At 39.4% G+C, this 22,695-nt stretch carries 27 protein-coding genes; 9 read left to right on the top strand and 18 right to left on the bottom strand.

The features are described 5' to 3' along the window. Window positions 1–94: 94 nt before the first annotated feature. From purU to AC5YD2_RS03160, 4 genes are all read left to right on the top strand, one after another. Entirely contained in the window at window positions 95–961 is an 867-nt protein-coding gene (purU, locus tag AC5YD2_RS03175) for a formyltetrahydrofolate deformylase (RefSeq protein ID WP_496124924.1), read from the top strand. 231 nt (window positions 962–1,192) lie between these two features. Then, a complete protein-coding gene (locus AC5YD2_RS03170) occupies window positions 1,193–2,017 on the top strand; it encodes an energy transducer TonB (protein ID WP_496124923.1) in 825 nt (274 codons plus the stop codon). 20 nt (window positions 2,018–2,037) lie between these two features. After that, the gene (locus AC5YD2_RS03165) at window positions 2,038–2,661 is read left to right on the top strand and encodes a MotA/TolQ/ExbB proton channel family protein (protein ID WP_496124922.1); all 624 of its coding nucleotides are present in this window, start codon (window positions 2,038–2,040) and stop codon (window positions 2,659–2,661) included. Further along, window positions 2,661–3,065, top strand: a complete 405-nt coding sequence (locus AC5YD2_RS03160) for an ExbD/TolR family protein (protein ID WP_496124921.1) — start codon at window positions 2,661–2,663, stop codon at window positions 3,063–3,065. Before AC5YD2_RS03165 ends, AC5YD2_RS03160 begins: the two co-directional genes overlap by 1 nt. A gap of 60 nt (window positions 3,066–3,125) precedes the next feature. On the opposite strand, the gene msrA is transcribed toward AC5YD2_RS03160, so the two are convergent. The 8 genes from msrA to AC5YD2_RS03120 form a co-directional block, all read right to left on the bottom strand. Then, complete coding sequence (msrA, locus tag AC5YD2_RS03155; protein ID WP_496124920.1) at window positions 3,126–3,647, bottom strand: peptide-methionine (S)-S-oxide reductase MsrA; 522 nt, start codon at window positions 3,645–3,647, stop codon at window positions 3,126–3,128. 98 nt (window positions 3,648–3,745) lie between these two features. Further along, window positions 3,746–4,201, bottom strand: coding sequence for an META domain-containing protein (locus AC5YD2_RS03150; RefSeq protein WP_496124919.1), 456 nt, complete (start codon window positions 4,199–4,201; stop codon window positions 3,746–3,748). 148 nt (window positions 4,202–4,349) lie between these two features. Further along, window positions 4,350–5,420, bottom strand: coding sequence for an Lnb N-terminal periplasmic domain-containing protein (locus AC5YD2_RS03145; protein ID WP_496124918.1), 1,071 nt, complete (start codon window positions 5,418–5,420; stop codon window positions 4,350–4,352). 28 nt (window positions 5,421–5,448) lie between these two features. Next, window positions 5,449–5,961, bottom strand: coding sequence for a dihydrofolate reductase (locus tag AC5YD2_RS03140; RefSeq protein WP_496124917.1), 513 nt, complete (start codon window positions 5,959–5,961; stop codon window positions 5,449–5,451). Window positions 5,962–6,077: 116 nt separating this feature from the next. After that, window positions 6,078–6,920 (bottom strand): thymidylate synthase, encoded by an 843-nt coding sequence (gene thyA, locus AC5YD2_RS03135; RefSeq protein ID WP_496124916.1) that lies wholly within the window; start codon window positions 6,918–6,920, stop codon window positions 6,078–6,080. Between the two features lie 238 nt (window positions 6,921–7,158). Further along, window positions 7,159–7,650, bottom strand: coding sequence for a lipocalin family protein (locus AC5YD2_RS03130; protein WP_496124915.1), 492 nt, complete (start codon window positions 7,648–7,650; stop codon window positions 7,159–7,161). 122 nt (window positions 7,651–7,772) lie between these two features. Next, window positions 7,773–8,162, bottom strand: coding sequence for a hypothetical protein (locus tag AC5YD2_RS03125; protein WP_496124914.1), 390 nt, complete (start codon window positions 8,160–8,162; stop codon window positions 7,773–7,775). After that, window positions 8,159–8,566 carry a hypothetical protein gene (locus tag AC5YD2_RS03120; RefSeq protein WP_496124913.1) on the bottom strand — a complete coding sequence of 136 codons (408 nt, stop codon included), beginning with the start codon at window positions 8,564–8,566 and terminating at the stop codon, window positions 8,159–8,161. The genes AC5YD2_RS03125 and AC5YD2_RS03120 overlap by 4 nt, the downstream gene beginning before the upstream one ends. Before the next feature lie 99 nt (window positions 8,567–8,665). On the opposite strand from AC5YD2_RS03120, the gene AC5YD2_RS03115 reads away from it, so the two are divergent. Then, the gene (locus tag AC5YD2_RS03115; protein ID WP_496124912.1) at window positions 8,666–9,496 is read left to right on the top strand and encodes a YwqG family protein; all 831 of its coding nucleotides are present in this window, start codon (window positions 8,666–8,668) and stop codon (window positions 9,494–9,496) included. Window positions 9,497–9,547: 51 nt separating this feature from the next. On the opposite strand, the gene lgt is transcribed toward AC5YD2_RS03115, so the two are convergent. Next, window positions 9,548–10,363, bottom strand: a complete 816-nt coding sequence (lgt, locus tag AC5YD2_RS03110) for a prolipoprotein diacylglyceryl transferase (protein ID WP_496124911.1) — start codon at window positions 10,361–10,363, stop codon at window positions 9,548–9,550. 93 nt (window positions 10,364–10,456) lie between these two features. On the opposite strand from lgt, the gene AC5YD2_RS03105 reads away from it, so the two are divergent. After that, complete coding sequence (locus tag AC5YD2_RS03105) at window positions 10,457–11,236, top strand: NRDE family protein (RefSeq protein ID WP_496124910.1); 780 nt, start codon at window positions 10,457–10,459, stop codon at window positions 11,234–11,236. A 152-nt stretch (window positions 11,237–11,388) separates the two neighbouring features. Here the strand turns inward: AC5YD2_RS03105 and AC5YD2_RS03100 are convergent, their stop codons facing one another. From AC5YD2_RS03100 to AC5YD2_RS03085, 4 genes are all read right to left on the bottom strand, one after another. Continuing rightward, a complete protein-coding gene (locus tag AC5YD2_RS03100; protein WP_496124909.1) occupies window positions 11,389–13,644 on the bottom strand; it encodes a PhoX family protein in 2,256 nt (751 codons plus the stop codon). Window positions 13,645–13,847: 203 nt separating this feature from the next. Further along, entirely contained in the window at window positions 13,848–14,624 is a 777-nt protein-coding gene (gene tatC / locus AC5YD2_RS03095) for a twin-arginine translocase subunit TatC (RefSeq protein ID WP_496124908.1), read from the bottom strand. Beyond that, the gene (tatB, locus tag AC5YD2_RS03090; RefSeq protein WP_496124907.1) at window positions 14,621–15,055 is read right to left on the bottom strand and encodes a Sec-independent protein translocase protein TatB; all 435 of its coding nucleotides are present in this window, start codon (window positions 15,053–15,055) and stop codon (window positions 14,621–14,623) included. Before tatB ends, tatC begins: the two co-directional genes overlap by 4 nt. A gap of 9 nt (window positions 15,056–15,064) precedes the next feature. Further along, window positions 15,065–15,292 (bottom strand): Sec-independent protein translocase subunit TatA, encoded by a 228-nt coding sequence (locus AC5YD2_RS03085; protein ID WP_496124906.1) that lies wholly within the window; start codon window positions 15,290–15,292, stop codon window positions 15,065–15,067. A gap of 245 nt (window positions 15,293–15,537) precedes the next feature. Here AC5YD2_RS03085 and AC5YD2_RS03080 point away from each other — a divergent pair, with 245 nt between their 5' ends. After that, entirely contained in the window at window positions 15,538–16,416 is an 879-nt protein-coding gene (locus AC5YD2_RS03080) for an AEC family transporter (protein WP_496124905.1), read from the top strand. A 40-nt stretch (window positions 16,417–16,456) separates the two neighbouring features. Here AC5YD2_RS03080 and rdgB read toward each other — a convergent pair whose 3' ends face one another. Then, the gene (rdgB, locus tag AC5YD2_RS03075) at window positions 16,457–17,083 is read right to left on the bottom strand and encodes an RdgB/HAM1 family non-canonical purine NTP pyrophosphatase (RefSeq protein WP_496124904.1); all 627 of its coding nucleotides are present in this window, start codon (window positions 17,081–17,083) and stop codon (window positions 16,457–16,459) included. A 201-nt stretch (window positions 17,084–17,284) separates the two neighbouring features. Between rdgB and AC5YD2_RS03070 the strand changes: the two genes are divergently transcribed. Next, complete coding sequence (locus tag AC5YD2_RS03070; protein ID WP_496124903.1) at window positions 17,285–17,539, top strand: hypothetical protein; 255 nt, start codon at window positions 17,285–17,287, stop codon at window positions 17,537–17,539. Between the two features lie 296 nt (window positions 17,540–17,835). Then, window positions 17,836–18,075 carry a hypothetical protein gene (locus AC5YD2_RS03065; RefSeq protein WP_496124902.1) on the top strand — a complete coding sequence of 80 codons (240 nt, stop codon included), beginning with the start codon at window positions 17,836–17,838 and terminating at the stop codon, window positions 18,073–18,075. Window positions 18,076–18,144: 69 nt separating this feature from the next. On the opposite strand, the gene AC5YD2_RS03060 is transcribed toward AC5YD2_RS03065, so the two are convergent. The 4 genes from AC5YD2_RS03060 to leuA all read right to left on the bottom strand — a co-directional run bounded on the left by AC5YD2_RS03060 (window position 18,145) and on the right by leuA (window position 22,283). Further along, the gene (locus AC5YD2_RS03060; protein WP_496124901.1) at window positions 18,145–18,735 is read right to left on the bottom strand and encodes a tetratricopeptide repeat protein; all 591 of its coding nucleotides are present in this window, start codon (window positions 18,733–18,735) and stop codon (window positions 18,145–18,147) included. Next, window positions 18,732–19,325: a methionine biosynthesis protein MetW gene (gene metW, locus AC5YD2_RS03055; RefSeq protein WP_496124900.1), complete on the bottom strand. Its 594-nt coding sequence runs from the start codon at window positions 19,323–19,325 to the stop codon at window positions 18,732–18,734. The genes AC5YD2_RS03060 and metW overlap by 4 nt, the downstream gene beginning before the upstream one ends. Continuing rightward, window positions 19,325–20,485 carry a homoserine O-succinyltransferase MetX gene (gene metX / locus AC5YD2_RS03050; protein WP_496124950.1) on the bottom strand — a complete coding sequence of 387 codons (1,161 nt, stop codon included), beginning with the start codon at window positions 20,483–20,485 and terminating at the stop codon, window positions 19,325–19,327. Before metX ends, metW begins: the two co-directional genes overlap by 1 nt. Window positions 20,486–20,585: 100 nt before the next feature. Next, complete coding sequence (gene leuA / locus AC5YD2_RS03045; RefSeq protein WP_496124899.1) at window positions 20,586–22,283, bottom strand: 2-isopropylmalate synthase; 1,698 nt, start codon at window positions 22,281–22,283, stop codon at window positions 20,586–20,588. Window positions 22,284–22,695 lie beyond the last annotated feature (412 nt).

Raw genomic sequence — 22,695 nt, 5'->3', positions numbered from 1 at the left:
ACATTTAACAGCCGAGAAAATTTGAAAGCTTTCAAAAAAGCGTTAGAATACTCGGCTGTTTTTTCAAATTAACCGTTAAGTGATATAAATCAAAATGAACATGACCACTGCCAACACAGCACGCCTGCTGATTACTTGTGAAGACAAGCCAGGTATCGTGCAAGCTGTATCGAGCTTTTTGTATCATCAAGGGGCGAATATTACTGCGCTTGATCAATACGCGACTGAAGCTCAGGGCGGACGTTATTTCATGCGTGTTGAGTTTGAACTGGATAGTTTACAAAGCCGTAAAGAAAACATTCTTCAGACTTTTGCAGCCAATGTCGCTGATCGCTATGACATGCAATGGCGTTTAGCACTCGTGAGTGATGTAAAGAAAGTCGGTGTATTGGTTTCTAAAGTTGACCACGCATTACTTGAATTGCTATGGCGTCATGCTCGTGGTGGTTTACCATGCGAAATCACTAAAGTGGTGTCAAATCACGAAGATTTACGTGAATCAGTTGAAAACTTCGGTATTCCTTTTGAAGTTGTACCTGTTAATAAAGATAACAAACGTGAAGCGTATGCAAAAATCGATGAATTGATGCAGGGCAATGATTTATTGGTATTAGCCCGCTATATGCAAATCTTGGATGAAGATTTTGTAGCGAAATGGGAAATGAAAGTAATCAATATTCATCATTCATTCCTCCCTGCATTTGTGGGTGCAAATCCATATAAGCAAGCGCATGAAAAAGGGGTGAAGTTGATCGGTGCAACAGCGCATTATGTTACAGCTGACCTCGATCAAGGTCCGATTATTGAGCAAGATGTAGAGCGCGTTAGTCATGACTTTACGGTTGAGCAGTTACGTGATTTGGGTCAAGACGTAGAACGTAACGTACTGGCACGTGCAGTAAAATGGCATCTTGAAGACCGTATTATTGTCGATGGTAATAAAACGGTTGTTTTCCAATAATTCATAATTTTCAAAAATTGAAAAGAGTGATATAAAAGGCATACAGATTGTATGCCTTTTTCTTGTCTAATCGAGTAGGATGAAGAAAACTTACTAAAAGCACTCAATTAATAGTTGCAAATGAAAACACTTCTCATTTATCATTGAATCGCTTTAATTGTGCTAACCGATGAGCTTGATAGATCCATCCTTATATGATGTTTCATCGCTTTTATTAGGTCATAAATTTTAATGAGTCAGTCTCCTGCGCCTACCATGCAAAATCCGAACACGATGAAAAAGAAAGTCCTGACAGCATTGATTGCTGTTGCGATAGGACATGTCGCTGTTTTGTTTGCAGTGAGTCAAATGCAAAGTCCTGAACTTAAAAAAATCGATAAAGAGCCGATTAAAGTGCGTTTTGTTAAAATTACTGAAGATGCGCCACCACCACCGCCTCCAGCTGAACCTGTTAAACCTAAAGTACAGCCAAAACCTGAGCCGAAAGTCGTTGAGCCACCACCTGTTGTCAAACCTAAAGTGATTGCCGAAAAGCCGAAACTTAAAGTTGAAGCAACGAAACCGATTGTGGTGGATGACAGCAAAGACAAATTGAAAAAAGAGCAAGAACGCTTAGAACAAGAGCGCCAGAATCAAGACCGAATTAATCAAGAACGTATCGAACAACAGAAGCGGGATCAAGCTCAACGCGAGCAAGCGCAACGTGATCAGCAAGCCAGAGACCAAGCTGAACGCCAACGTCGTGAACAAGAAGCAAAAAATACCCCGCGTAACTTATCTCAAGGTCAGATTTCTTGGGTGCGTTCACCAAAACCTGCGTATACCAACCGTGATTTGCAAGGTTCAGACCGTACTGTTGTGGTTTCAATCACGGCAGATGCGACTGGTAAAGTAACAGATGTACGAGTAATCAGATCGAGTGGTGTTAATGCACTCGATCAAAAAGTTGTACGCGCAGTGCGCAATGCAAAATTCAGACCTTATAAGGAAAATGGTGTGGCATATCCGTTTAAAGCGGAACAACCATTTGAACTTAAGTTGAATTCTAACGGCTAACTATTAATAGGAGTTCGAGTATGAACTTTTCAGTTTATTGGCAACACGCTGATGCAGTCAGTAAAACACTGTATTTTGTGTTACTGGCAATGTCGATTGCGACATGGACAATTGTTGTCCTGCGTATCATGGGCACGCGTCAGCTTAAACAAATTGCTTATGCTCAACTCTCAAAAGCAATCAATAGCTTAAAGGCTAAACTCGCACCTTTAGGCTTTGAGCAACGTAAAGCTGTTGCTGAACAAGCGCTTCTTCGCCAAATTTCATTGGAAAAAGCATCTGCTGAGAAGGGTATTGCAGTATTGGGTACCATTGCTTCACTTGCACCATTTGTAGGTCTATTTGGTACAGTGTGGGGGATTTTTCATGCATTGGTCGCTGTGGGTAAAAGTGGTCAAGCGGGTCTTGCTCAAGTGGCGACACCAGTCGGTGAAGCCCTGATCATGACAGGGATTGGTTTGGCAGTGGCGATTCCAGCCGTGATTGCATACAACGTCTGTGTTCGAATTAATCGTACTTTAAGCAATGAATTACAAGATCATGCGCATAGTTTATTGATTGACACCATGTTGCAACAGGATTCATCTGTTCAAACTGCACCAGTAAAAGTAAATCAAGAAGGCTTAGTGGGAGGTCAAGTTTAATGGCTTTTCAATTGGGTGAAGACAACGACACTGGTATGACGGAGATGAACCTCATCCCGTTGATCGATATTATGTTGGTATTGATGATCATCTTTTTGGTGACAGCAACCGTTGCTAACCCATCAATTCCATTAAGTTTGCCAAAAACCACTGCTGAAATTATCGATCCGCCAGCGGAGTCTGTTCAAGTGAGTATTAATGCTCAGGGTGAAGTGGCTTGGGATGCAGAAGTGATTACGCTTGATGAGTTACAAAAGCGTTTTGCTCAAGCAGGAACACAAGCGCAACAACCGACGATTATTTTAAAAGCAGATAAAGAATCACGTTATGACACTGTTGCACAAGTGATGTCACGTGCGAGCGAAGCCGGGCTCTCAGACATTGCTTTTGCAACGGATAATTAATCTGTTTCCAATAAAAAGCGACCCTCAAGGTCGCTTTTTTAATATCAGGCACAAAGTAGTTTAATCTTTCAGCAAGTCTTGAAATACGCTACGAAGCTTATTCAGTTTAGGCGGAATTGAAAAGTTGCAATACCCTTGATTTGGATTACGTGCAAAGAAATTTTGATGATATTCTTCAGCTTCGTAGAATGTGGGTACAGGACTCAACTCTGTCACAATATTCAGTCCTTCAGCTTTTAATGCTTCAATCATTTTCAAAGATTGTTGATGCTGTTCTTCATTAAAATAATAAATCACAGAACGATACTGTGTACCGACATCATTGCCTTGACGGTTCAAAGTCGTTGGATCGTGAATTGCAAAAAATACATGTAAAAGCTGATCAAAAGTAATTTGTGCTTCATCAAAATCAATCAAAATGACTTCAGCATGATTGGTTTGACCTGTACAAATGTCTTCGTAGGTGGGCTGAACAGTATTGCCCCCAGCATATCCACTGACAACTTTGTGTACACCCTTGAGTTGAAGAAATACAGCTTCGACACACCAGAAGCATCCACCGCCAAATAAAGCCTGTTGCATGACCTCAACCCTAATAATATTTTCTAATGTCTATATGGGGAAATTTGACGGGATTACAATGTCCACGTCAAATCTTGATACATTCGCCTTATATCTAATTAGCGTGGTTGAACTGCACTTTCAAACTGAAGTACAGGGTTACCGTGTTCATCCAGCAGACGTAAAGTTTTCTCATAAACTTGATAAGCCGCAACTTTAGTGAGGGCAGTATTATATTTATCCGCCAGTTCCATGGTGTTGACACACATCATCTGTGTACCTGCAAGTTGGCTCAAGCTGATTTTGTCTTTGTTAATGCTGTAAGCACCCATTAAGCGATTACAACCATCAGCACCACTTACACGTTGTGTAGCAGCATCAAATTGAATGCTTGGGACATTGTGTGCAGAAGGATCAGTTTTAAATTCTGTTGCGCCGATATGTGTCAAAATCCAGGTTTTATTTTGTAATAGATTTAAAGTCTCTTGCTGCTTGGTTGTGGTTTGAGTTGTTGCACAGCCTACAGTCGCTAAAGACACTGCAATAAGACTTGTTGTCAGTAATTTTTTTAGCATGATTTTCCCCGATTGTTGTTGATGTTGGTTGGATCTATATAAACAAATTTGCATCTATATAAACAAATATTGATAAAAATCTCTAGAATAATGATCTATTTAATTGCAAATTATTTACATTTTTCTCTGAAAATATTTCAAATTACCGTTATGGCGCAAGTGTAGGATTACTGCGCGGTAAACCAGATCTTAAAACCCGAGAATAGTTTTCACTGCTTTGATGTTCAAACCTAGAAAATTCTTGTGTCCTCGGATTCACATGGGCTTTTTGATACCACGTTTTCATATCCCAGTGTTGATCAATTGCACCTAAGTCTTTTAAGTAATTGGGAAGATAGCCTGAAGCCAATAGGCGATAATCGGCAGGCAATTCTTTTTTTGATACCGCCTGAACCATATCGAACACTAAAGTAGTGCAGTTACTGGTGAGTGTGTTGTACCATTTTGCTTGCTTATTGAGTCCATCGGCCTTCGATAAATACTCCTCAAACAAGGCTTTCATCTCAGGTTTTGCCATATTGATCGGGAAGAAATAGACCTGCTCACCACGGACATTTGAGCGCGTATAAATCAGATCTTTTTCATCTGAGGCCACGAGACTGAGTTCGAATTGACGAAAAAAACCACCGATTGCTGAAAAGCCTTCATCGGCTTCTTTCCTGATTTCAATCGAAAATGTCAGTGGTTGAGTATTGGCGAAATCAAAACTCACTAATGTGTGTGCGATTTGAGGTCCCATCCAATACGAGGTGATGATATTCACACCTGAAATGTCATTTAAATTAAAACGCCGAGTTTCCCAGTTTTCTTGAAAGCTGCCATCGGGATTCCATTTAAAATTACGAACGTTATGTAAGGTCACGACATCACCTTGTCGTTCGTAATGCAATGTTTGAGCAACCTCTGGGTTCCATTGTCGGTCTTGTTTCGCTTCTAAGTTAAAGTACCAAAATAGGCTCAGAATAAAGGCGACAATATAAATAATCACATCTTTACGGCGACTAAAAAAATGTTGCGTAATATAAATTCCTAAGATACTGAGAGCGAACGCAATCCAAGTACCAATGATTAGACGGCTGAACAGCCAACTCACAGGTTCTTGAATCCATACAGCCGAACACAACCAAATTGAAGAAAGAATCACAAAGGCACTGAAGACAAAATGGATGAAGCCCATACCCAGTGCCATAAAAAATTCTTTCTTTCCAATATTGTGCATAAGTATTGTTTTTAAGTTTATATTGTCTTTATTTTCGGTAAGTTGCGAACTCGAATGCAATCCCAGTTTTGTCGTCTAAGTGTTGTTCTGAAGCGACTTTTTTAAACTCAGCAGGTACAGCAGGGTAATACGCATCACCTTGAACATCGAGTTCAACATGGGTCAGTTCTAACCGATCTGCAATATTGATCGTTTGTTTAAATATTTCACCACCACCAATAATAAAAATGCTCTCAGGTTTTTCAGATACTTTTACATCTGCAACGGCTTGAGTGAGTGCATCTTCAATGCTGTAAGCGACTTTGGTGCCTTCAAACGACCATGAAGGATCACGTGTGATAATCCAATTAACTCGCTTCGGTAAGGTACGACCCATTGACTCTAAAGTCTTACGTCCCATGACCACAACACCACCTTGGGTAATTTCTTTAAAGTGTTTGAGGTCAGCTGAGATATGCCATGGTAAGTCATTGCCTTTACCAATGCAGTTGTTCTGATCCATAGCAACGACGTGAACGACTTCTAAATTTTGAAATGCCATAACTTACTCAATATTGATCTTTAATAAACGAATTGCACTTGATTTATTCTACCCAAAGCGAGGCGAATCTTCTAAAAAAATCCTCCATAGTGGAGGATTTTTGTGATCAGGCTGACTTAAACCGCGACAGGTGCTTTAATGCCAGGATGCGATTCATAACCCACAATTTCAATATCTTCAAATTTGAAATCGAAAATGTCTTTAATTTCAGGATTCAGCTTGAGTTGACACAATGGCAATGGTTCACGTGTGAGCTGCAATTGGGCTTGTTCAAAATGGTTGGCATAGAGGTGAGTATCACCACCCGTCCATACAAAATCACCCACGTCTAAGTCGCACACTTGCGCAATCATATGCGTTAAAAGTGCATAACTCGCAATGTTAAAGGGTACACCCAAGAACACATCGGCACTACGTTGATAAAGCTGGCAAGATAATTTGCCGTTATAGACAAAGAATTGGAATAGGGTATGACAAGGCGGGAGTGCAACATTAGCTGCTTCATTGGGGTTCCAACCAGACACGATTAAGCGACGTGAATTTGGATTGGTTTTGATTTCATTAACTAACCATTTGATTTGGTCGAAACCATCTTGCTCATACAGGCCATCTTCTTTTTTAGTCGCACCGAAGTTACGCCATTGATGTCCATAGACAGGGCCTAATTCACCTTCAGGACGTCCAAATCGCGCCGTTTGTTCAGCGGTAGACCATTCATCCCAAATAGACACTTTATTGTCTTTGAGATATTGAACATTGGTATCCCCTTTAAGAAACCACAACAATTCAATCACGATCGAGCGGAAGTGAACTTTTTTTGTGGTTAATAAGGGAAAGCCTTTCGACAAATCAAAACGCATTTGATGACCAAATACCGAACGTGTACCCGTACCCGTACGGTCGCCTTTATCGCCGCCGTTATCGAGGATATGTTGTAGTAGGTCTAAATACGTTTTCATAAATTTCCTGATCAGTGTGCAGGTGACTCATCTGCTTGGATCAGTCACTCAGTCTAAAATTTCATTGGGCTCAGTTTATACTAATCTAGCCTTCTTTTTAATATCTCCGATCGGGAATAAAACAGTGGGCTGACCGAGTAAAAGGACAAAATGAATCAGTATTCTATTGATCTCGAAATAAAAGCATCCAAAGAGGATGCTTTTATTTTTATAGATAGATTTATTTCAAAATAAATAATTAAGCCGTTTTATTGCCTGTATGTACAGTATGAATTAAGTCTGTTAAGTCATATCCAATAGATTGAGCATAATTGAGATATTCTTGTTTTGTCGCTTCATCCAAGACAGGTTGACGGTGCAAAATCCATAAATACTTTTGATTAGGCTCACCCACCAACGCTGTTTGATAATTCGCGTCTAATTTTAGAACCCAATAATCACCTTTGGTAAATGGAATCCAGCGAAAACCTTCGGGTAGGAAACTGACTTCTAACTTACCATTTTCAGCATCAACAATACTGGCTTCACCAATCGATTCGTCCAGTTGTTGATTTTCATCTAGGCAACGGTTTTGAACACGAACTTTTCCATCTTCATTTAAACTATAAACAGCGGAAATATCGGTGCTATCTTCTGGTTGATATTTCATGGGTAAGCGAGCAATCTCGTACCAAGTACCTAAATATTGTTCTAGTTTGAAATTTGAAACGGTCGTTAAATTTTGACTCATTGTACTATCTCCATGACTGATTTTATTCGATACGTTATCTGAGTATAGAGATTTAAATCTAAATCAATTGATGGAATTCTGTTGCAAAGCGTTGCTCAACTTTTACAAATAGATATTTATTTTCATTTGCTTATCGAATTTTGAATTTCGCGAGATGCTCTGTTTTCGTAAAGCGTCACGATAAAAAATCCTAACGCAGTAAAACCGATGCTTTGTAATGCTAAAGAAAATTGATGGGGTGTAGGAAGACTCAGGATTAAGAGCAAAAGTGCAATCATGGGTACAACAATGAGCCATTGAATCGCTTTATTGTTTGAACTTTGGCTTTGAAATTGCAAAATGCATGCATGAATTAAATGTAATCCAATCCCAATCACAAGTGCAAAACCGACAAACCAGATGGATAACTCAGCTTGTTTTGAACATAGGTAAATAAGGACGCAAGTCGTTATACAGGTGATGAGTTTGATTTGACGAGTGCAGCGTTCCGAATACCAAAAATCCAAAATCATTTTTGGATATTCTCTTTGTTATTTGAATTCAGTTCTTTGTTATTTTGATTCAATAAGGAAAGTGGTGAAAAAAGACAAATGGCCAAGGCCATAAAACCCAAACCTTGTGCACCTGGTAATAAAATTTCGCCATTTTTCATGTGCATAAAGATCAGTGCCAAGAGTAAGGCAATTGGAATCCATGTAAATAAGCGATATAACAAACCTGTCGGATTCTGCGCAGCGAAATGGATTTTGCAGTATCGACAAATTAAAAAAACGACACCTGTGCCTAAGAACATTAAAATTGCATCAAGTGCTAAAGGATCCATCCAATACAAGATTCCAGTGGCTGTAGCAACAGCGATAAAGAAAGCGAGTTTTTGAATGAGAGATACCTGAGGATTAAACCAAAATTCGAGCATAGTTATTTTGTGTTAATAAGGTGAGATCAGTATAGATTAATTATGCTCAAATTTAAGCTTTAGTTATGCTATGTGTACAATTATGTTGGAATCATAATAATGTCAAAATTAGATCAATTACCTGAACAGTTTCAACCATTTTTAGAGAAAATAGAGTCAACGCTAAAGACCTGTATTGAGCTTGACCGTGAAGAAAAAAACCATCTTGATTTATGGCAAAGTAATTTAGGTAAATACCCATATTTACCATTGAATTTTGAATACCCATGTTCTAAAAACACAAATGAACCTTTACAGTTTTTAGCACAAATCAACTTTTCTGAAATACCTTCTTTGGAAGGCTTTCTCCAAGAAGGGATTGTGCAGTTCTACCTGAATATGAAAGAAGATAATTTAGGGATGGACGAGAGTCTGGAAGAAATACAACTCGATCATCGTGTTCTTTATTTTCCAGAGGTGGATAAAAATGAAAACTTACTCAACGATCGTGAAACATTAAGAACTATTTCAGAAATTTCTGAAGATGAAGAGCAGTTGTGGGTAAAACCAAGTGGTTTAGTTTTTAAAGAATCAAAACAATACATGACATTTTTTGATTATAGATTTGCTCCATTACTTTTTAATCGTAATGAGGTTGCTGAAAGTTGGGATCATGACGATCTCTTGCATGCATACCATCATTACGAAATACCGTACACGGAACAATTTCAAGTCGAAGGTGGTCATAGAATAGGAGGATATGCAAACTATTTGCATTCTAGAGATAACCGAACTGAGCTTGGAATTGAAGACTATCAATTACTTATACAGTTAGATACTGATGAGGGTTTGGAATGGTGTGACGGTGGTATTGCACAATGGTATATTCACCCAAATGATCTTCAGCGTAGAGATTTTTCTAAAGTTATTTTTTTGTGGGCATGTCATTAAATAAAAAAGCGAATATTGAAATCAATATTCGCTTTCATTTATTGGATAAATTTACTGATTAATAGTCTTTTGTGGACCCCAGCCATAGATTTTCTTTTGGTACGCATACCACATCATCCACAGACCAATCAGAATCATTGGAACAGTCAAGAACTGACCTTTACTCATCCAACCGATAAACAATTGTCCATTGTCTGGTTCACGGAAGAACTCCACCACGAAACGTGCGATACCATAACCGATGAGGAACAGTGCCGATACAGCAAAGCGTGGACGAGGTTTAGAACTAAACCACCACAGCACGATAAATAAAATCAAACCTTCACACAGTGCTTGATAAAGCTGAGAGGGGTGACGAACCAGTTGTAACGGATCAGTCGGAAAAATCATACCCCATGCAAAGTTAGGATCTGCGACTTGGCGACCATACAACTCACCACCAATAAAGTTACCAATACGACCGAACATCAAACCTGTAGGTACACATGGTGCGATAAAGTCGAGTGTTTGGAACCATGTCATTTTATATTTTTTACACCACAGTAGCATGGCAATCATGACACCTAAGAATCCGCCATGGAAGCTCATGCCACCTGTCCAGACCTGGAATAACCAAAGTGGATTTGCTAGGAACTGATCAAAGCCATAGAAGAATACATACCCGACACGTCCACCCAGTACCACACCTAATGCACCGTAAAAAATCAGGTCCGAGACCATCTCTGGTGTCCAGCCGCGTTGTTTGGCACGGTAATTCGCAAGTCCCCAAGCAAATAAAAATGCGAGCAAATACATCAGTCCATACCAATGGACTTGCAGTGGACCCAGCGATATTGCCACTGGATCAATAGATGGGTAGGTCAGCATTCCTGTTCCTTGATATTGTGTTTTGAACAGATTTTAGCTGAAAGATATAAAAAATGTTGTACATTCAGTGTGTAAAGTTAAAGAGAATCAACTATGTGTATCGTAGCGCTGGCGTGGCACGTTTTGGATGATATGCCATTGTGTTTGATTTCCAATCGTGACGAGTTTTACCACCGACCAACATCTCAGATTCATGCATGGGATCATAGTCCAATTATTGCAGGACAAGATTTGCAATCGGGGGGTACATGGATGGGAATTACTGAGACTGGACGTTGGGCGATTGTGACCAATTTTAGAGATGGTCAGGACAAGAAAAGTTATCGCACTTCACGCGGGCATTTGATTCAACAGTTTTTAGAATCTGATTTAGCACCCATCCGTTTTGCTCAGCAGATTGAAGCCGTACAATGTGATTATGCTGGCTTTAATTTATTTATTGGGGATCGTAAACAAGCGGTGTATATGAGTAATCGAGGTGAAGCACCCCAAGTCTTGGCAAAAGGCGTTTATGTCACGTCTAATGGATTGATGACTGAGCATTGGGAAAAAACCAAACATTTAAGAAAACGCTTTACGCAAGAATTACTCCCTATGTTGCAAATCAGTTCGACACCTCGTCATGAGATCGAGTTTGCTGCATGGGATATTTTGGAAGATGAGCGAAAAGTGAGCAGAGATTTATTACCAAATACAGGGATAGCTGAAGACATGGAAGAATTACTGTCTTCAACTTTTATTCAAAGCCCCATTTATGGAACACGTAGTTCAAATCTGTTGTTCATGAAAAATAGAGAATTTAAATGGCTTGAAAAAACGCAACAAGGTGAGCAACAAGGACAAATCATCACTATCCAAAAGCCATTGTTTTGACCAAGTTTGACTGAAAAAGCCGACGTCGTTCTAAGCTCTAAAATGTTGATATAACTGAATCTAAAGATGAAAATTCAAAAATATCTTTAAAGATAAAAAAAGCTGACATTGAGTCAGCTTTTTTTCAGTTTTAGAACAACATTATCGTTGGATCAAGATGCTGTTTTAGGCGTATTTTGACTTTCTTCTTCGAGTGCTTCACCTGCAATCATTCCACCGTTTTTACGGGTAATAACAACAGTTGCAGAGCGTGGGCGCGTTGGACTTGTCCCTTTACTCAGATTGAACTCAGCAGGGTGATTCGATGGCCATACACCACCTGGATGTTGAACATTGACAAAGATTGCTTTGTAATCAGGTGTCATGGTGACGCCAGTGATTTCACATCCTGCAGGACCAGTTAAGAAGCGACGTAATTTTGTGTCGTCAAGTACGGCGCCAGTCGGAGTTAATTGTGCTCCTGCACCAGCTTTTGCACTGTTGACTTTACCGTCACCGATGCTTCCAGGTAAGGCTGCAAGCATCATACAGTTGGTTTCATCTGTATACGCGCCATCATCAGTTTGAACCCATAGTACGCCACGAGGGTCAAACCACATACCATCTGGACTTGAGAAGTCATTGGCGTTGCTTAAGCCAGAAAGATTGACGTTTGGCAAAGAGTCAGCTTCTGCACCGAAGAGGAAAATATCCCAAACGAAATTTAATGCAGTAACCGTATCACCTGTTTCACGGAAACGGATGATGTGACCGTTGATATTGCCTTTGTCAGCACCACCTTTATCATTGTCAAAGTAGCTCCGTGGATTCGCTGCATCAACGGTATGGTTGGTTCCACGTTGTGAGTTGTTGGTCAACGTCACATAGACTTCACCATTCTTCGGATTGACAGCAACCCATTCAGGACGGTCCATTTTGGTTGCACCAACCGCATCACCTGCTAAACGTGCATTGATGAGTACATCACCCTGATCTGCAAATTTGTATTTTGAATAACCAGCAATAAGCGGATTATTGATATTTAATTCAATCCATTCACCAGAGCTTTTTTGTGTAGCATCGTTAAAGTTGAACTTAGCAACGTATAATTTACCTGAGTTCATATATTTATCACCCGCTTTATAGCCGGCATTGATATCTTTTGGATCCCATTTGGCATCTGATACAAATTTGTAAATATACTCACCTTGCGAGTCATCACCCATGTAGAAGGCAAGAGGTTGACCTGGTATCGCTCGACTGACACGACAGTCTTCATGTGCAAAACGACCTAAAGCTGTACGTTTAACAGGGTATTCACGGTTATCAAATGGATCGATTTCAACGATCCAACCAAAGGTGTTGGTTGAATTACGGAAGTCTTCAGCACCAGTCGCACCTGAAACTTTAGTTAACCAGCGGTCATAGATGTCCTGAATAGCAAGGTCCTGAATTTCAGCAGTACGTGAGTCTTCAGTGGCTTTTACAGTATGCCACTTGTACGAGCTGTTTGATGGGATTTTATAACGAGCTAACGATTCCAAAGCATTATTATCGCGGTTCGCATCATCACGTGAGAAATATTGATTGAAATTTTCCTCAGTGGTTAAGTAGGTTCCCCAAGGCGTATAACCATTACCACAGTTATTAATTGTTCCTAAAGTGAAATCACCATTCGGACTGATCTTGGTTTTAAGTAGATTGTTACCTTTTACTGGTCCAGCAAAATGAATACGAGACGCCGCTGTAATTCGTCGATTGAATACAGATGATTTATTGATGTTCATCAGTTGTGTCATATTATTTTTATGAACTTCAATAATCGAAACACCATGGCAATTAATCTCACGTAAAGCTTCGTCTTCCGAGCGGAAGGCATCTTTAATGGTATTAATAGATGGATGAAGAGTGTTCTGGTTATCCACATACTCATGGTTCATTACTAGTAAACCTGTAGCAGATTGATTGGCATCGAATCGGCTATTGGTCATGCCAAAATAGGTCATGCCATCATGGCAGTCACCCGAGCGACGTAGAAAAGAGGCACCTGTCGGAATTTGATTTTCATTCCATTCGCTTAGACCTTCTGATATTGGGTCGCCTAGCGCATACAAAACACGTGCTTCATAGCCTTCAGGGACTGTGAATTGATTGCGTATATTTTTATCTACCGTCTTAAACTTAAGTGAAGTCGGTGTTTTATTGTGATCAGGTGTTGTTGGTGGAGTGGTGGGTGGTGTTGTATTAGAGGTGTTATTGTCATCGCCACAACCTGTCAACGATGCTGCTAATGTGATTGCTGCTGCACCGCCTGCGGTTTTTGTAATCAGGTCGCGACGTGTAATATTTTTATTAAAGATATCTACAAATTCAGCATTGCCAGAATTGTTGCTATCGTAATCATCATTGAATGGAGTTAAGTCAGTCATATCTCATCCTAGCGTTCATGCTTGGTTGTTTTTAGAAAGTTGATAACAAGGTAATGACTTTGCATGACAAATAAGTGAAGGAAATATTTCAAAAAAATTAAATAATAGAATGAGTATGCTGAATAAAATAAGGGCGATAAAAATCGCCCTTATGACTGAGTTTAAAGCTTGAAAATACTTAAAAATTAAAAGTATAGCGAGTACTATTCAGTCGTCATTCTTCTTTTCTCAATGAGCTTCCCTAAGAATAAACCAAGCTCAAACAGCATCCACATGGGAATGGCGAGCATAATCATTGAGAGTGCATCGGGTGGGGTCACAAACATCGACACAAAAAAACAGCCCACAATAATAAAACGGCGTTTTTCAACTAAGGTTTGAGTCGAAACCACACCAATGAGTATCAACACTAAAGTAATAATTGGAATTTCAAAGGTAAATCCAAACACTAAAAATAGCTTTAAGCAGAAACTGAGATAGCTATTAATATCAGTCATCGGAGCAACAGTTTCAGGAGCGACACTGATAAAGAAATGCAGAATGGATGGGAGTGCCACAAAGTAAGCAAAACTAATACCGGTGTAGAACAGCACAATGCTACCCAGCAGTAAGGGTAAAGCCAGATTTTTTTCTTTTTCGTATAACGCAGGTTTTACAAAAGACCAAAGCTGATAAAGAATAAATGGCATGGCAAGCATCAGCGCAACAAAAAAGTTCAACTTAAACGGCGCCATAAACGTAGCTGTGACATCTGTAGCAATCATGGTTGATGCAGCAGGAAGTTGTGCTCTCAATGGTGCAGACAATAGCTGATAGGTCTGATTCGCAAAGGGAAGTAAGCAGAAAAAGAGCGCAATCAGAATTCCGACTATTTTGAATAAATGCTTACGTAAAATCACCAAATGTTTGGTAATCGGCATCTCATCGAGTTGAATCGGATCAGTATCATTCGATGCTTGAGTTGACGGCAATGTGTTCATACTGCCACCTTCATTTCTGGATATTTCTTATCTAAATATTGTGAGGAGTGAGATACCCCCATTTTATTGGGATGCATGACATAGTTTTTTGAACTAGAGCCCTGAAGGGGCTTATAGTGCAAAGTTTTTAAGGTCTGCTTTTTTGCCAAATTGGAGGGTGTTGCTTCTATTGGTTTTTGTAAGTCTGTCATTTGCGCTTGCATTTTTGCTTCAAGTTCTTGAATGCGCTTCATTTCAAATTGCATTTGTTCTCGTAGTTCTGATAGACGCAGTTCACGGTCAAAATCATTTTGAATATTGCTCACAGTACGAGTGATTTTTCCATACCATTTACCGACAAAGCATACTGCTTCAGGAAGCTTATCTGGCCCTAAAACCAATAGGGCGATAATCCCAAAGATCAGCAGCTCAGTCATTCCAATATTGAGCATATCCGTCTCTTAGCTTTTAATCGTGGTTTGCTGATCAGTGTGACTTTGATCATGATCAAGCGTTCGTGGTTCTTTGAGTTGTGCGGTCGGTATTTCATCATCATCTTTGATTGATTTTTTAAAGTCCTTAACTGCACCGCCGACATCTTTGCCCAAATTTTTAAGCTTGGCTGTACCAAATAGAAGCAAAACAACAATCGCAAAAATGAGAACGTGCCAAATTGAAAGTCCAGCCATGATCTATTACTCATCAAATTTATAATCATTAATTTGAACAGTTAAATATGACAATTAATTGACTGTAATGTTGCGATTTGAAGACTAAATGATTGCAGTTTTAAGACAGAGGGGCAAAAGTAATTTAACCTTGTTGGTCAAAGAACGAAGGATTGTTTATGTTAGAGCTAAAGATTATGCAGTGTTGATGATATTGCTTTGTGCTAGCATGCTTTTCAATCTTGATTGCAAATTGCATCATCAGTATGGCGCTTATACTTCCCTTTATTTCTTTTATGATCGGGTTTTTTGCAGTAAAACAGCTCACTCGATTTCGAGCATTTTTTGCAATGCTTCTGGCGAAAGTTCTCATTCCATTTGTGATTATTTACAATATGGTCTTTTACCAGAAGGGCAGTATTTGGCTGATCTTATTTAGCTTCATGTGCTCCTTATTGATGTATGTCATTTTCAAATATTATTATAAAAATAAATTAAAAGCACTGTGTCTGAGTTATCTCAATATGGCTTGGCTGGGGTTTCCATTTGCATTAGCAATCTTTGGTACACAGGCAAGCAGTGTGATGGTTGCCCTGTATATTGGAGGCTCTGTGTTTGGCAATATTTGCGCAGTAACTGCACTGAGTCCTCATGCACAATCTAAAGCAGAAATCATAAAAAAAGTGAGCTTATCACCACCTGTTCTAGCACTGGGCATCGCTGCTCTACTTTCCCTTTGGGATTTTTCAATTTATCAAGATCATGACTTTGTTCAATCTTTATATCAGTGGGATAAATGGCTCATGACTTTTACAGGCATGTGTATTTTGGGCATGTGGTTAAGTCAAGTAAAACTAAAACCCGAAAACCTTGTTCAGAGTGCCGTTACTGCCATGCAAAAAATGATGCTAGGGCTGATCTTTTGCCTCATTGGATTTTATTTGTTGCCCATTCCTAAGGATTTAATGACTTTTGCAGTGATGTTGATGTTCTTCTTGTTGCCACCAGCTGCGAATATTGTAGCGCTAGAGACGCATTATCGAGGTACAGGGGTATCTGCTCAAATTATTGCTTCGGGAACAGTGGTGAGTATTTTATTGATTGGTGGATATGGCATTGTGATCAATGCCATATTTAACTTTTAATTTCTTAAACCTCTTAAATAGAGGGAATTTTAAGTTCAAATTATTGGGCTAAACTTGCTTTGAATAATTGCATAGCTTGTCCACGATGGCTAATTTTATTTTTTTCCTCTTTTAACAGTTCAGCGCTGGAAATATTCAACTCAGGAAGCCAAAACAAAGGATCATAACCAAAACCATTTTCACCACGAGCCTGTTCTAAAACTTCGCCTGTCCAAATCCCTTGGAAGATTTTAGGCAGAGGGTCTTCAGCATGTTCTACAAGTGCAAGCACACAGACGAACATCGCTTCAATCGCTTCGCCATTTTGACGTAAAGGTTTTAAATCAGCCAACAACTTTTGATTGTTTGCAGCATCATCACCGTGTTCACCTGCATAGCGCGCTGAATAAATGCCTGGCGCCCCACCTAGAGCAGGGACACAAATTCCAGAGTCATCAGCAATCGCCGGCTTACCTGAAATTTTAGAGGCATGACGCGCTTTGATAATGGCATTTTCGACAAAGCTTAATCCATCTTCAATCGCATCTCCAATGTTTAGCTTGCCTTGTGGAATAACGTTTACAGGAAGATTCAATTCTGCAAAAAGCTTTTCAAATTCAGCGATTTTACCTTTGTTATTACTGGCTAAAACCAATGTACCTTGAGACAGCCAATCTTGTGCAGACATGTTGAATACTCTAAAATTCTAAAAAGCTCATTCTAACTGAATTTAGATTGTTATGAATATGATGATTGCGACTTTAAGTATTCGAAATAATGCGTCCTAATGCTCAAAAGTAAATCAAAATCGCGTGCTAAAAATAAAATATATTTGGTAGATTTAATGATGGTCAGTGTTTCAATAATGATGAGAAAATAGGTCGATTTTATGGATATGAACGATACCCAAGCAATGGATCTTACTCAACTTTATATTATTGAGCAGGTAGAGCAATTGTTAGTTGAACTTGCTTGTGATTCGGCATTGTCTCAACAAGAGCTAACACAACAATCTCAAGTTATTTGTCAATTGGTGCTGAGTCCTGAGGCAAAGCAGTATTTATTGCATCGGTTTGAGCAGAGAAATGAAGAATTTTTAGAAAAGCGAATTTATCAACCGATCATGGATGCTTTAATTCATTAAGTAAATCTGATTTTAATGTTTTGTCTATAAGGTTAAATATTAGCTTGATATGAGCTCCACAATTTAAGTTTTATTTTAAGCAATTGTTCAATCAGTGAAGTTATTTTGATGTATGCTTAATATTCAAAATGCTAATAAGTTATAACACTGAGCAATAAAAAATTAATGTTATTCAACTAAATGTTGTTCAGATAAAAATAGTCATTCTCAATTTATAGCAGTGTTGATATTGATCAATTAGAAAAATTATAGGTGATCACGTGAAAATTTATTTAAGCCTCATTCTGTCAGCTCTTATGCTATCTGGATGTACAAGTCCTGAAGAAAAACAGTTACAAGATATTCAACAGCAAGTCACTAAAGATGCAATTGCTCAGTATGAGGCGGTCAAAAAGACCAACGATAAAATTGAAATTTGCGTTTACGCAGGAATAGTGACTGCAGCTTACACACAAGCCAATAATCAAGCTGAAGCAGATAAATGGAAAATTATCGAGGATCAAGATTGTAAAAAAGCAGGAATACCGATGGAGTAGTCTAACGCTATTTAAAGTCTGAAAATCAGAGATTAAAAAAAGCACCCTGAGGTGCTTTTTGTTTATTATTTACTGTGCTTGAATCCACTGATCTGCACGGTCGCGGGCAGTGCGAATTTGATCTGGTGTTAGGTTGGCAGCCAAAGCTGTTTTCTTGGTTTCAGACATATTCACAACGCGGTTGTCTAACATGCCATCACGAGTAGACAGTTCATACCATTGGTATGCACCCATATAGTTTTTCTTCTTCTCTTCCATCATTGCGAGATTAAAGCTCGCACGATTATCACCATGGCTTGCCGCTTTCTCAAAATATGAACGAGCTAAGGTTTCATTTTTAGCTGTGCCCGTACCATCTGCAAGCATACGACCTACATTGAGCTGAGCAGCAGCGATACCTTGATCGGCCGCAGCTTTAAACCAAGTAAATGCTTGCTTCGCATCTTTAGGAACAGTCGTGCCTTTTTGATAGTGCGTTGCTAAGTAAAACTGAGCAGCAGCTTGACCAGCTTTGGCTGCTTTTTGCAGATCTGCCACATTCATATGGGCATATTGTGCTGCTAGAGCAGAAGTTGATGGTTGTTGAGGTACATAATCCGCATGAGCTTGAATACTCAGCATCCCCAAAAATAATGTACTACCTAATAAGAAATTTTTCATATAGCGCTCACTCTATATATAGCGACTTCACCGAACAAATTAGGCAAATGCTTACTCAGCATACTGCCTTGTTGATCACCATTTACGGCAAGTCGATCAATAATTTTTATCTGATTTTCAGCACAGAGTGCTTCAAAATCCTTAAATGTGCATAAGTGGATATTTGGTGTGTTATACCACATATACGGTAATGCTTCAGAAACAGGCATCTTTCCTTTCAAGGCCAAGAAAGAACGAGTCTTCCAATGTGCAAAGTTGGGAAAGGTAATAATCGCTTGTTTACCTACACGCACCATGTCTCTTAAAAGAACATCAGGTGCATCAACAGCTTGCAAAGCTTGTGCCATCACCACATAGTCAAAAGACTGGTCGGCAAAGCGTCCCAAACCTAGGTTTAAGTCTTGTTGGATGATATTTAACCCGCGACTGACGGCAATTGCAATCTTTTCCTGATCAATTTCGAGTCCATAGGCACGAATTTGGTGTTTTTTGCCCATTTGTGATAACAATTCGCCATCACCACAGCCAAGATCAAGGACGCTTGAACCTGGTTTGATCCATTTATCTGCCAATTGTTGATCAATACGCATTACACAGTCTCCTTAGGTGTTGAAGCAAGATGGTCTGGACCACCCAAGAAAGCTCTTAGTGTTTTGACATACAATGGAATCGGGAAAAGGAACGAGTCATGACCTTGTTCTGCATCGACATCAATATAGCTGACAGGCTTTTGGCAAGTAATGAGTGAATCAACGATCTCTTGCGAGCGTTGCGGGGTAAAGCGCCAGTCAGTGGTAAATGACACCACCAAGAAACGGCATTTGGTATTCATCATTGCTTTATTGAGTGATGACTCATATTCACGCGAAGGATCAAAATAGTCCAATGCCTTGGTCATAATCAGATACGTATTGGCATCGAAGTTCCGACTGAACTGTTCACCTTGATAGCGCAAATAGCTTTCGACCTGAAACTCAACATCGAAACCATACATAAATTTGCCTGATTTTAAATCACGACCAAATTTTTGCTTCATGGCTTCTTCAGATAGGTAGGTGATATGACCCACCATACGTGCCAAGATCAAACCACGTTTCGGATAGCTATCATTTTCTAAATAACGACCATTGTGGAAATCTGGATCAGACAAGATCGACTGACGTGCCACTTCGTTGAATGCAATATTTTGAGCAGACAGCTTCGGTGCGCTGGCAATGATCACACAATTTTTTAAACGATCAGGATAGTCCACTGACCATTGTAGTGCTTGCATACCACCCAATGATCCACCAATCACCGAATACCAAACCTCAATGCCTAAACGATCTGAAAGCATCGCTTGGGTTTTAACCCAATCTCGAACCGTAACTAAAGGGAAGTCAGGTCCATAAGGGCGATTTTCATTTTCAGGGTTTGGAGAGGTTGGACCAGTTGACCCATTACATCCACCGATATTATTCAATGCAACCACAAAGAATTTAGAGGTATCAATCGCTTTGTTTGGACCAATACAGGCATCCCACCAACCGGCTTTTTTATCATCTTCATGATGATAACCTGCGGCATGGTGATGACCTGACAAGGCATGACAAATCAGAATCGCATTCGATTTATCTGCATTTAACGTGCCATAGGTTTCAACCATCAGCTCAAAGCGAGGAAGGATACGTCCACATTCAAGCGAGAGAGGTTCTTCAAATTGGAATTTTTCTGGGGTAACGATACCCACTGAATCAGCTGGAAAAGACACCGGAGCAATTCGCCTTAAATCTTTATATTGAATCATAAAAGGATACCACTTGAGGGTATCCTTCTAAAGTCATTTTAATGTTAATTGATAGTGTGAAAACTTATACCGCAGCAGCAATCACTTGATCAGCACTTAATAATCCTTGATCGATCAAACGGTTGGTACTAGCAAGAATCGCTTCAATCGATGAAGTCACGATGTTGTCGTGCATACCTGCACCAAACACCGACTTACCTGTACCTTTGACTTGAAGTTCGATCAACGCCAATGCTTTCGCGTTTGCACCAGAACCAATACTACGTTCTTCATAGTTCACTACATCAATTGGTAATTGAAGCGCATTTAAGATGGCAGAAATTGGACCATTGCCTTCACCACGTAAGTGCTGAACTTGTCCATCAACTTCAACGTCTAGCTCTACGACTTGATTGCCATTTTCATCCGATAAGCGATAGTTTTTCGCAGAATAATGGGTATCTTTTGCTTCAACATACGTTGTTTTGAACAGATCCCAAATTTGTTGAGCTGATACTTCAACGCCTTCATCATCTGCCACTTGTTGAACCACTTGAGAGAATTCAATTTGTAAACGACGCGGTAAAACCACGTTGTAGTTCGATTCTAACAAGTAGGCGATACCGCCTTTACCTGACTGAGAGTTGACACGGATGACCGCATCATAGTCACGACCTAAATCTTTAGGATCGATGGGCAAGTAAGGCATATCCCAAATTTCTTCGTTCTTTTGGAACTCAAAACCTTTCTTAATTGCATCTTGGTGAGAACCTGAGAACGCCGTGAAGACCAAATCACCCGCATACGGATGACGTGGATGAACAGGTAAACCTGTGCATTCTTCAATCGTTGCGATGATTTCGTTGATATTTGAAAAATCTAAGTTTGGTGCAACACCTTGGGTATACATGTTCAATGCAATCGCTGCAACGTCTACGTTACCTGTACGTTCACCGTTACCAAATACACAACCTTCGACACGGTCCGCACCTGCCATAATCGCAAGCTCAGATGCCGCAATACCACAGCCACGGTCATTATGACAGTGTACAGAAATGATCACACCATCACGACGTTGAAGGTTACGATGCATCCATTCAATTTGGTCGGCATAGACATGCGGACCTGACACTTCAACGGTTGCAGGCAAGTTTAAGATTACTTTATTGTCAGGACTCGCTTCCCAAATTTCAGTGACCGCATCACAGACATCTTTAGCAACCTCAAGTTCAGTTGCAGTAAAGCATTCAGGACTGTACTGGAAAATCCAATCTGTCTCAGGATATTGAGCAGCATATTCTTTTACTTTTTCAGCAGCATTAATCGCCAATTTTTTCGCGCCAGCAACATCCACATTCAATACTTTTTGACGGAATGTCGGTGAATTTGAGTTGTAAATATGCACGATGGCACGCTTTGCACCCGCCAAAGATTCAAAGGTACGTTGAATCAAATGATCTCGTGCTTGCACCAAAACTTCGATATAAACATCATCTGGAATATGATTTTCTTCAATCAACTTACGCGTGAAATCAAAATCCACTTGAGATGCAGATGGAAAACCAATTTCAATATGTTTAAAACCAATCTTGACTAACATTTGGAACATTTTGAATTTTTGATCGATATCCATCGGTTCAAAAATCGCTTGGTTACCATCACGGAGATCCGTACTCATCCAAATCGGCGCTTTATTGATTTCATTATTCGGCCATTGGCGGTCTGGCAAGTCAACACGTTGATACATGCGACGATATTTTTTACTTGGATCAGCCAACATCATGAGGTAACTCCTTGCGTAGGGTGGATTGCTTAACTTTTATAAAAGGCAACCTTTCTACTAAATAGATTGTGTCTATATGTGTTTTTCACAAGGGTCTTATATAAATAAATATATGAATTCGTAAAATATTTTTGTATTTACTGACTCGATATATTCTCAAAACCTTGTAAAACTATAACTTAAAGTTTAATCGAGAACCGTCGAAATGTTTTTCCTATTTCTATGGATTTTAGTCGTATGTTAATAAAGATTTTCTTATATTGTTGCTATTGTGAAAAATATTTTCATTAAACTATCATGTTTTCGTTTGTTTTTTAATTGATGTAGGGTAAATGGAAAATTAATCTTTCAATAAACACTTATTGCGTAATAAAGCTTTTGCAAATTGTTCATTCTATTTTAAGTATTAAAT

The sequence above is a fragment of the Acinetobacter sp. CY73 genome, from assembly GCF_059515865.1.
The sequence above is the reverse complement of the archived record's forward strand: the minus strand, read 5'-3'. Positions and strand labels throughout refer to the sequence as shown.

What these genes read in the sequence shown, in the direction of transcription:
- AC5YD2_RS03060 (WP_496124901.1), bottom strand. Translation starts at nt 18,735, where the DNA reads ATGAAAAATTTCTTATTAGGTAGTACATTATTTTTGGGGATGCTGAGT.
- AC5YD2_RS03170 (WP_496124923.1), top strand. Translation starts at nt 1,193, where the DNA reads ATGAGTCAGTCTCCTGCGCCTACCATGCAAAATCCGAACACGATGAAA.
- AC5YD2_RS03115 (WP_496124912.1), top strand. Translation starts at nt 8,666, where the DNA reads ATGTCAAAATTAGATCAATTACCTGAACAGTTTCAACCATTTTTAGAG.
- AC5YD2_RS03065 (WP_496124902.1), top strand. Translation starts at nt 17,836, where the DNA reads ATGCTATCTGGATGTACAAGTCCTGAAGAAAAACAGTTACAAGATATT.
- AC5YD2_RS03080 (WP_496124905.1), top strand. Translation starts at nt 15,538, where the DNA reads ATGGCGCTTATACTTCCCTTTATTTCTTTTATGATCGGGTTTTTTGCA.
- AC5YD2_RS03145 (WP_496124918.1), bottom strand. Translation starts at nt 5,420, where the DNA reads ATGCACAATATTGGAAAGAAAGAATTTTTTATGGCACTGGGTATGGGC.
- metW (WP_496124900.1), bottom strand. Translation starts at nt 19,325, where the DNA reads ATGCGTATTGATCAACAATTGGCAGATAAATGGATCAAACCAGGTTCA.
- AC5YD2_RS03140 (WP_496124917.1), bottom strand. Translation starts at nt 5,961, where the DNA reads ATGGCATTTCAAAATTTAGAAGTCGTTCACGTCGTTGCTATGGATCAG.
- AC5YD2_RS03160 (WP_496124921.1), top strand. Translation starts at nt 2,661, where the DNA reads ATGGCTTTTCAATTGGGTGAAGACAACGACACTGGTATGACGGAGATG.
- thyA (WP_496124916.1), bottom strand. Translation starts at nt 6,920, where the DNA reads ATGAAAACGTATTTAGACCTACTACAACATATCCTCGATAACGGCGGC.
- purU (WP_496124924.1), top strand. Translation starts at nt 95, where the DNA reads ATGAACATGACCACTGCCAACACAGCACGCCTGCTGATTACTTGTGAA.
- msrA (WP_496124920.1), bottom strand. Translation starts at nt 3,647, where the DNA reads ATGCAACAGGCTTTATTTGGCGGTGGATGCTTCTGGTGTGTCGAAGCT.
- AC5YD2_RS03105 (WP_496124910.1), top strand. Translation starts at nt 10,457, where the DNA reads ATGTGTATCGTAGCGCTGGCGTGGCACGTTTTGGATGATATGCCATTG.
- tatC (WP_496124908.1), bottom strand. Translation starts at nt 14,624, where the DNA reads ATGAACACATTGCCGTCAACTCAAGCATCGAATGATACTGATCCGATT.
- rdgB (WP_496124904.1), bottom strand. Translation starts at nt 17,083, where the DNA reads ATGTCTGCACAAGATTGGCTGTCTCAAGGTACATTGGTTTTAGCCAGT.
- AC5YD2_RS03150 (WP_496124919.1), bottom strand. Translation starts at nt 4,201, where the DNA reads ATGCTAAAAAAATTACTGACAACAAGTCTTATTGCAGTGTCTTTAGCG.
- AC5YD2_RS03165 (WP_496124922.1), top strand. Translation starts at nt 2,038, where the DNA reads ATGAACTTTTCAGTTTATTGGCAACACGCTGATGCAGTCAGTAAAACA.
- tatB (WP_496124907.1), bottom strand. Translation starts at nt 15,055, where the DNA reads ATGCTCAATATTGGAATGACTGAGCTGCTGATCTTTGGGATTATCGCC.
- lgt (WP_496124911.1), bottom strand. Translation starts at nt 10,363, where the DNA reads ATGCTGACCTACCCATCTATTGATCCAGTGGCAATATCGCTGGGTCCA.
- AC5YD2_RS03085 (WP_496124906.1), bottom strand. Translation starts at nt 15,292, where the DNA reads ATGGCTGGACTTTCAATTTGGCACGTTCTCATTTTTGCGATTGTTGTT.
- leuA (WP_496124899.1), bottom strand. Translation starts at nt 22,283, where the DNA reads ATGATGTTGGCTGATCCAAGTAAAAAATATCGTCGCATGTATCAACGT.
- AC5YD2_RS03100 (WP_496124909.1), bottom strand. Translation starts at nt 13,644, where the DNA reads ATGACTGACTTAACTCCATTCAATGATGATTACGATAGCAACAATTCT.
- AC5YD2_RS03070 (WP_496124903.1), top strand. Translation starts at nt 17,285, where the DNA reads ATGGATATGAACGATACCCAAGCAATGGATCTTACTCAACTTTATATT.
- AC5YD2_RS03120 (WP_496124913.1), bottom strand. Translation starts at nt 8,566, where the DNA reads ATGCTCGAATTTTGGTTTAATCCTCAGGTATCTCTCATTCAAAAACTC.
- AC5YD2_RS03125 (WP_496124914.1), bottom strand. Translation starts at nt 8,162, where the DNA reads ATGATTTTGGATTTTTGGTATTCGGAACGCTGCACTCGTCAAATCAAA.
- AC5YD2_RS03130 (WP_496124915.1), bottom strand. Translation starts at nt 7,650, where the DNA reads ATGAGTCAAAATTTAACGACCGTTTCAAATTTCAAACTAGAACAATAT.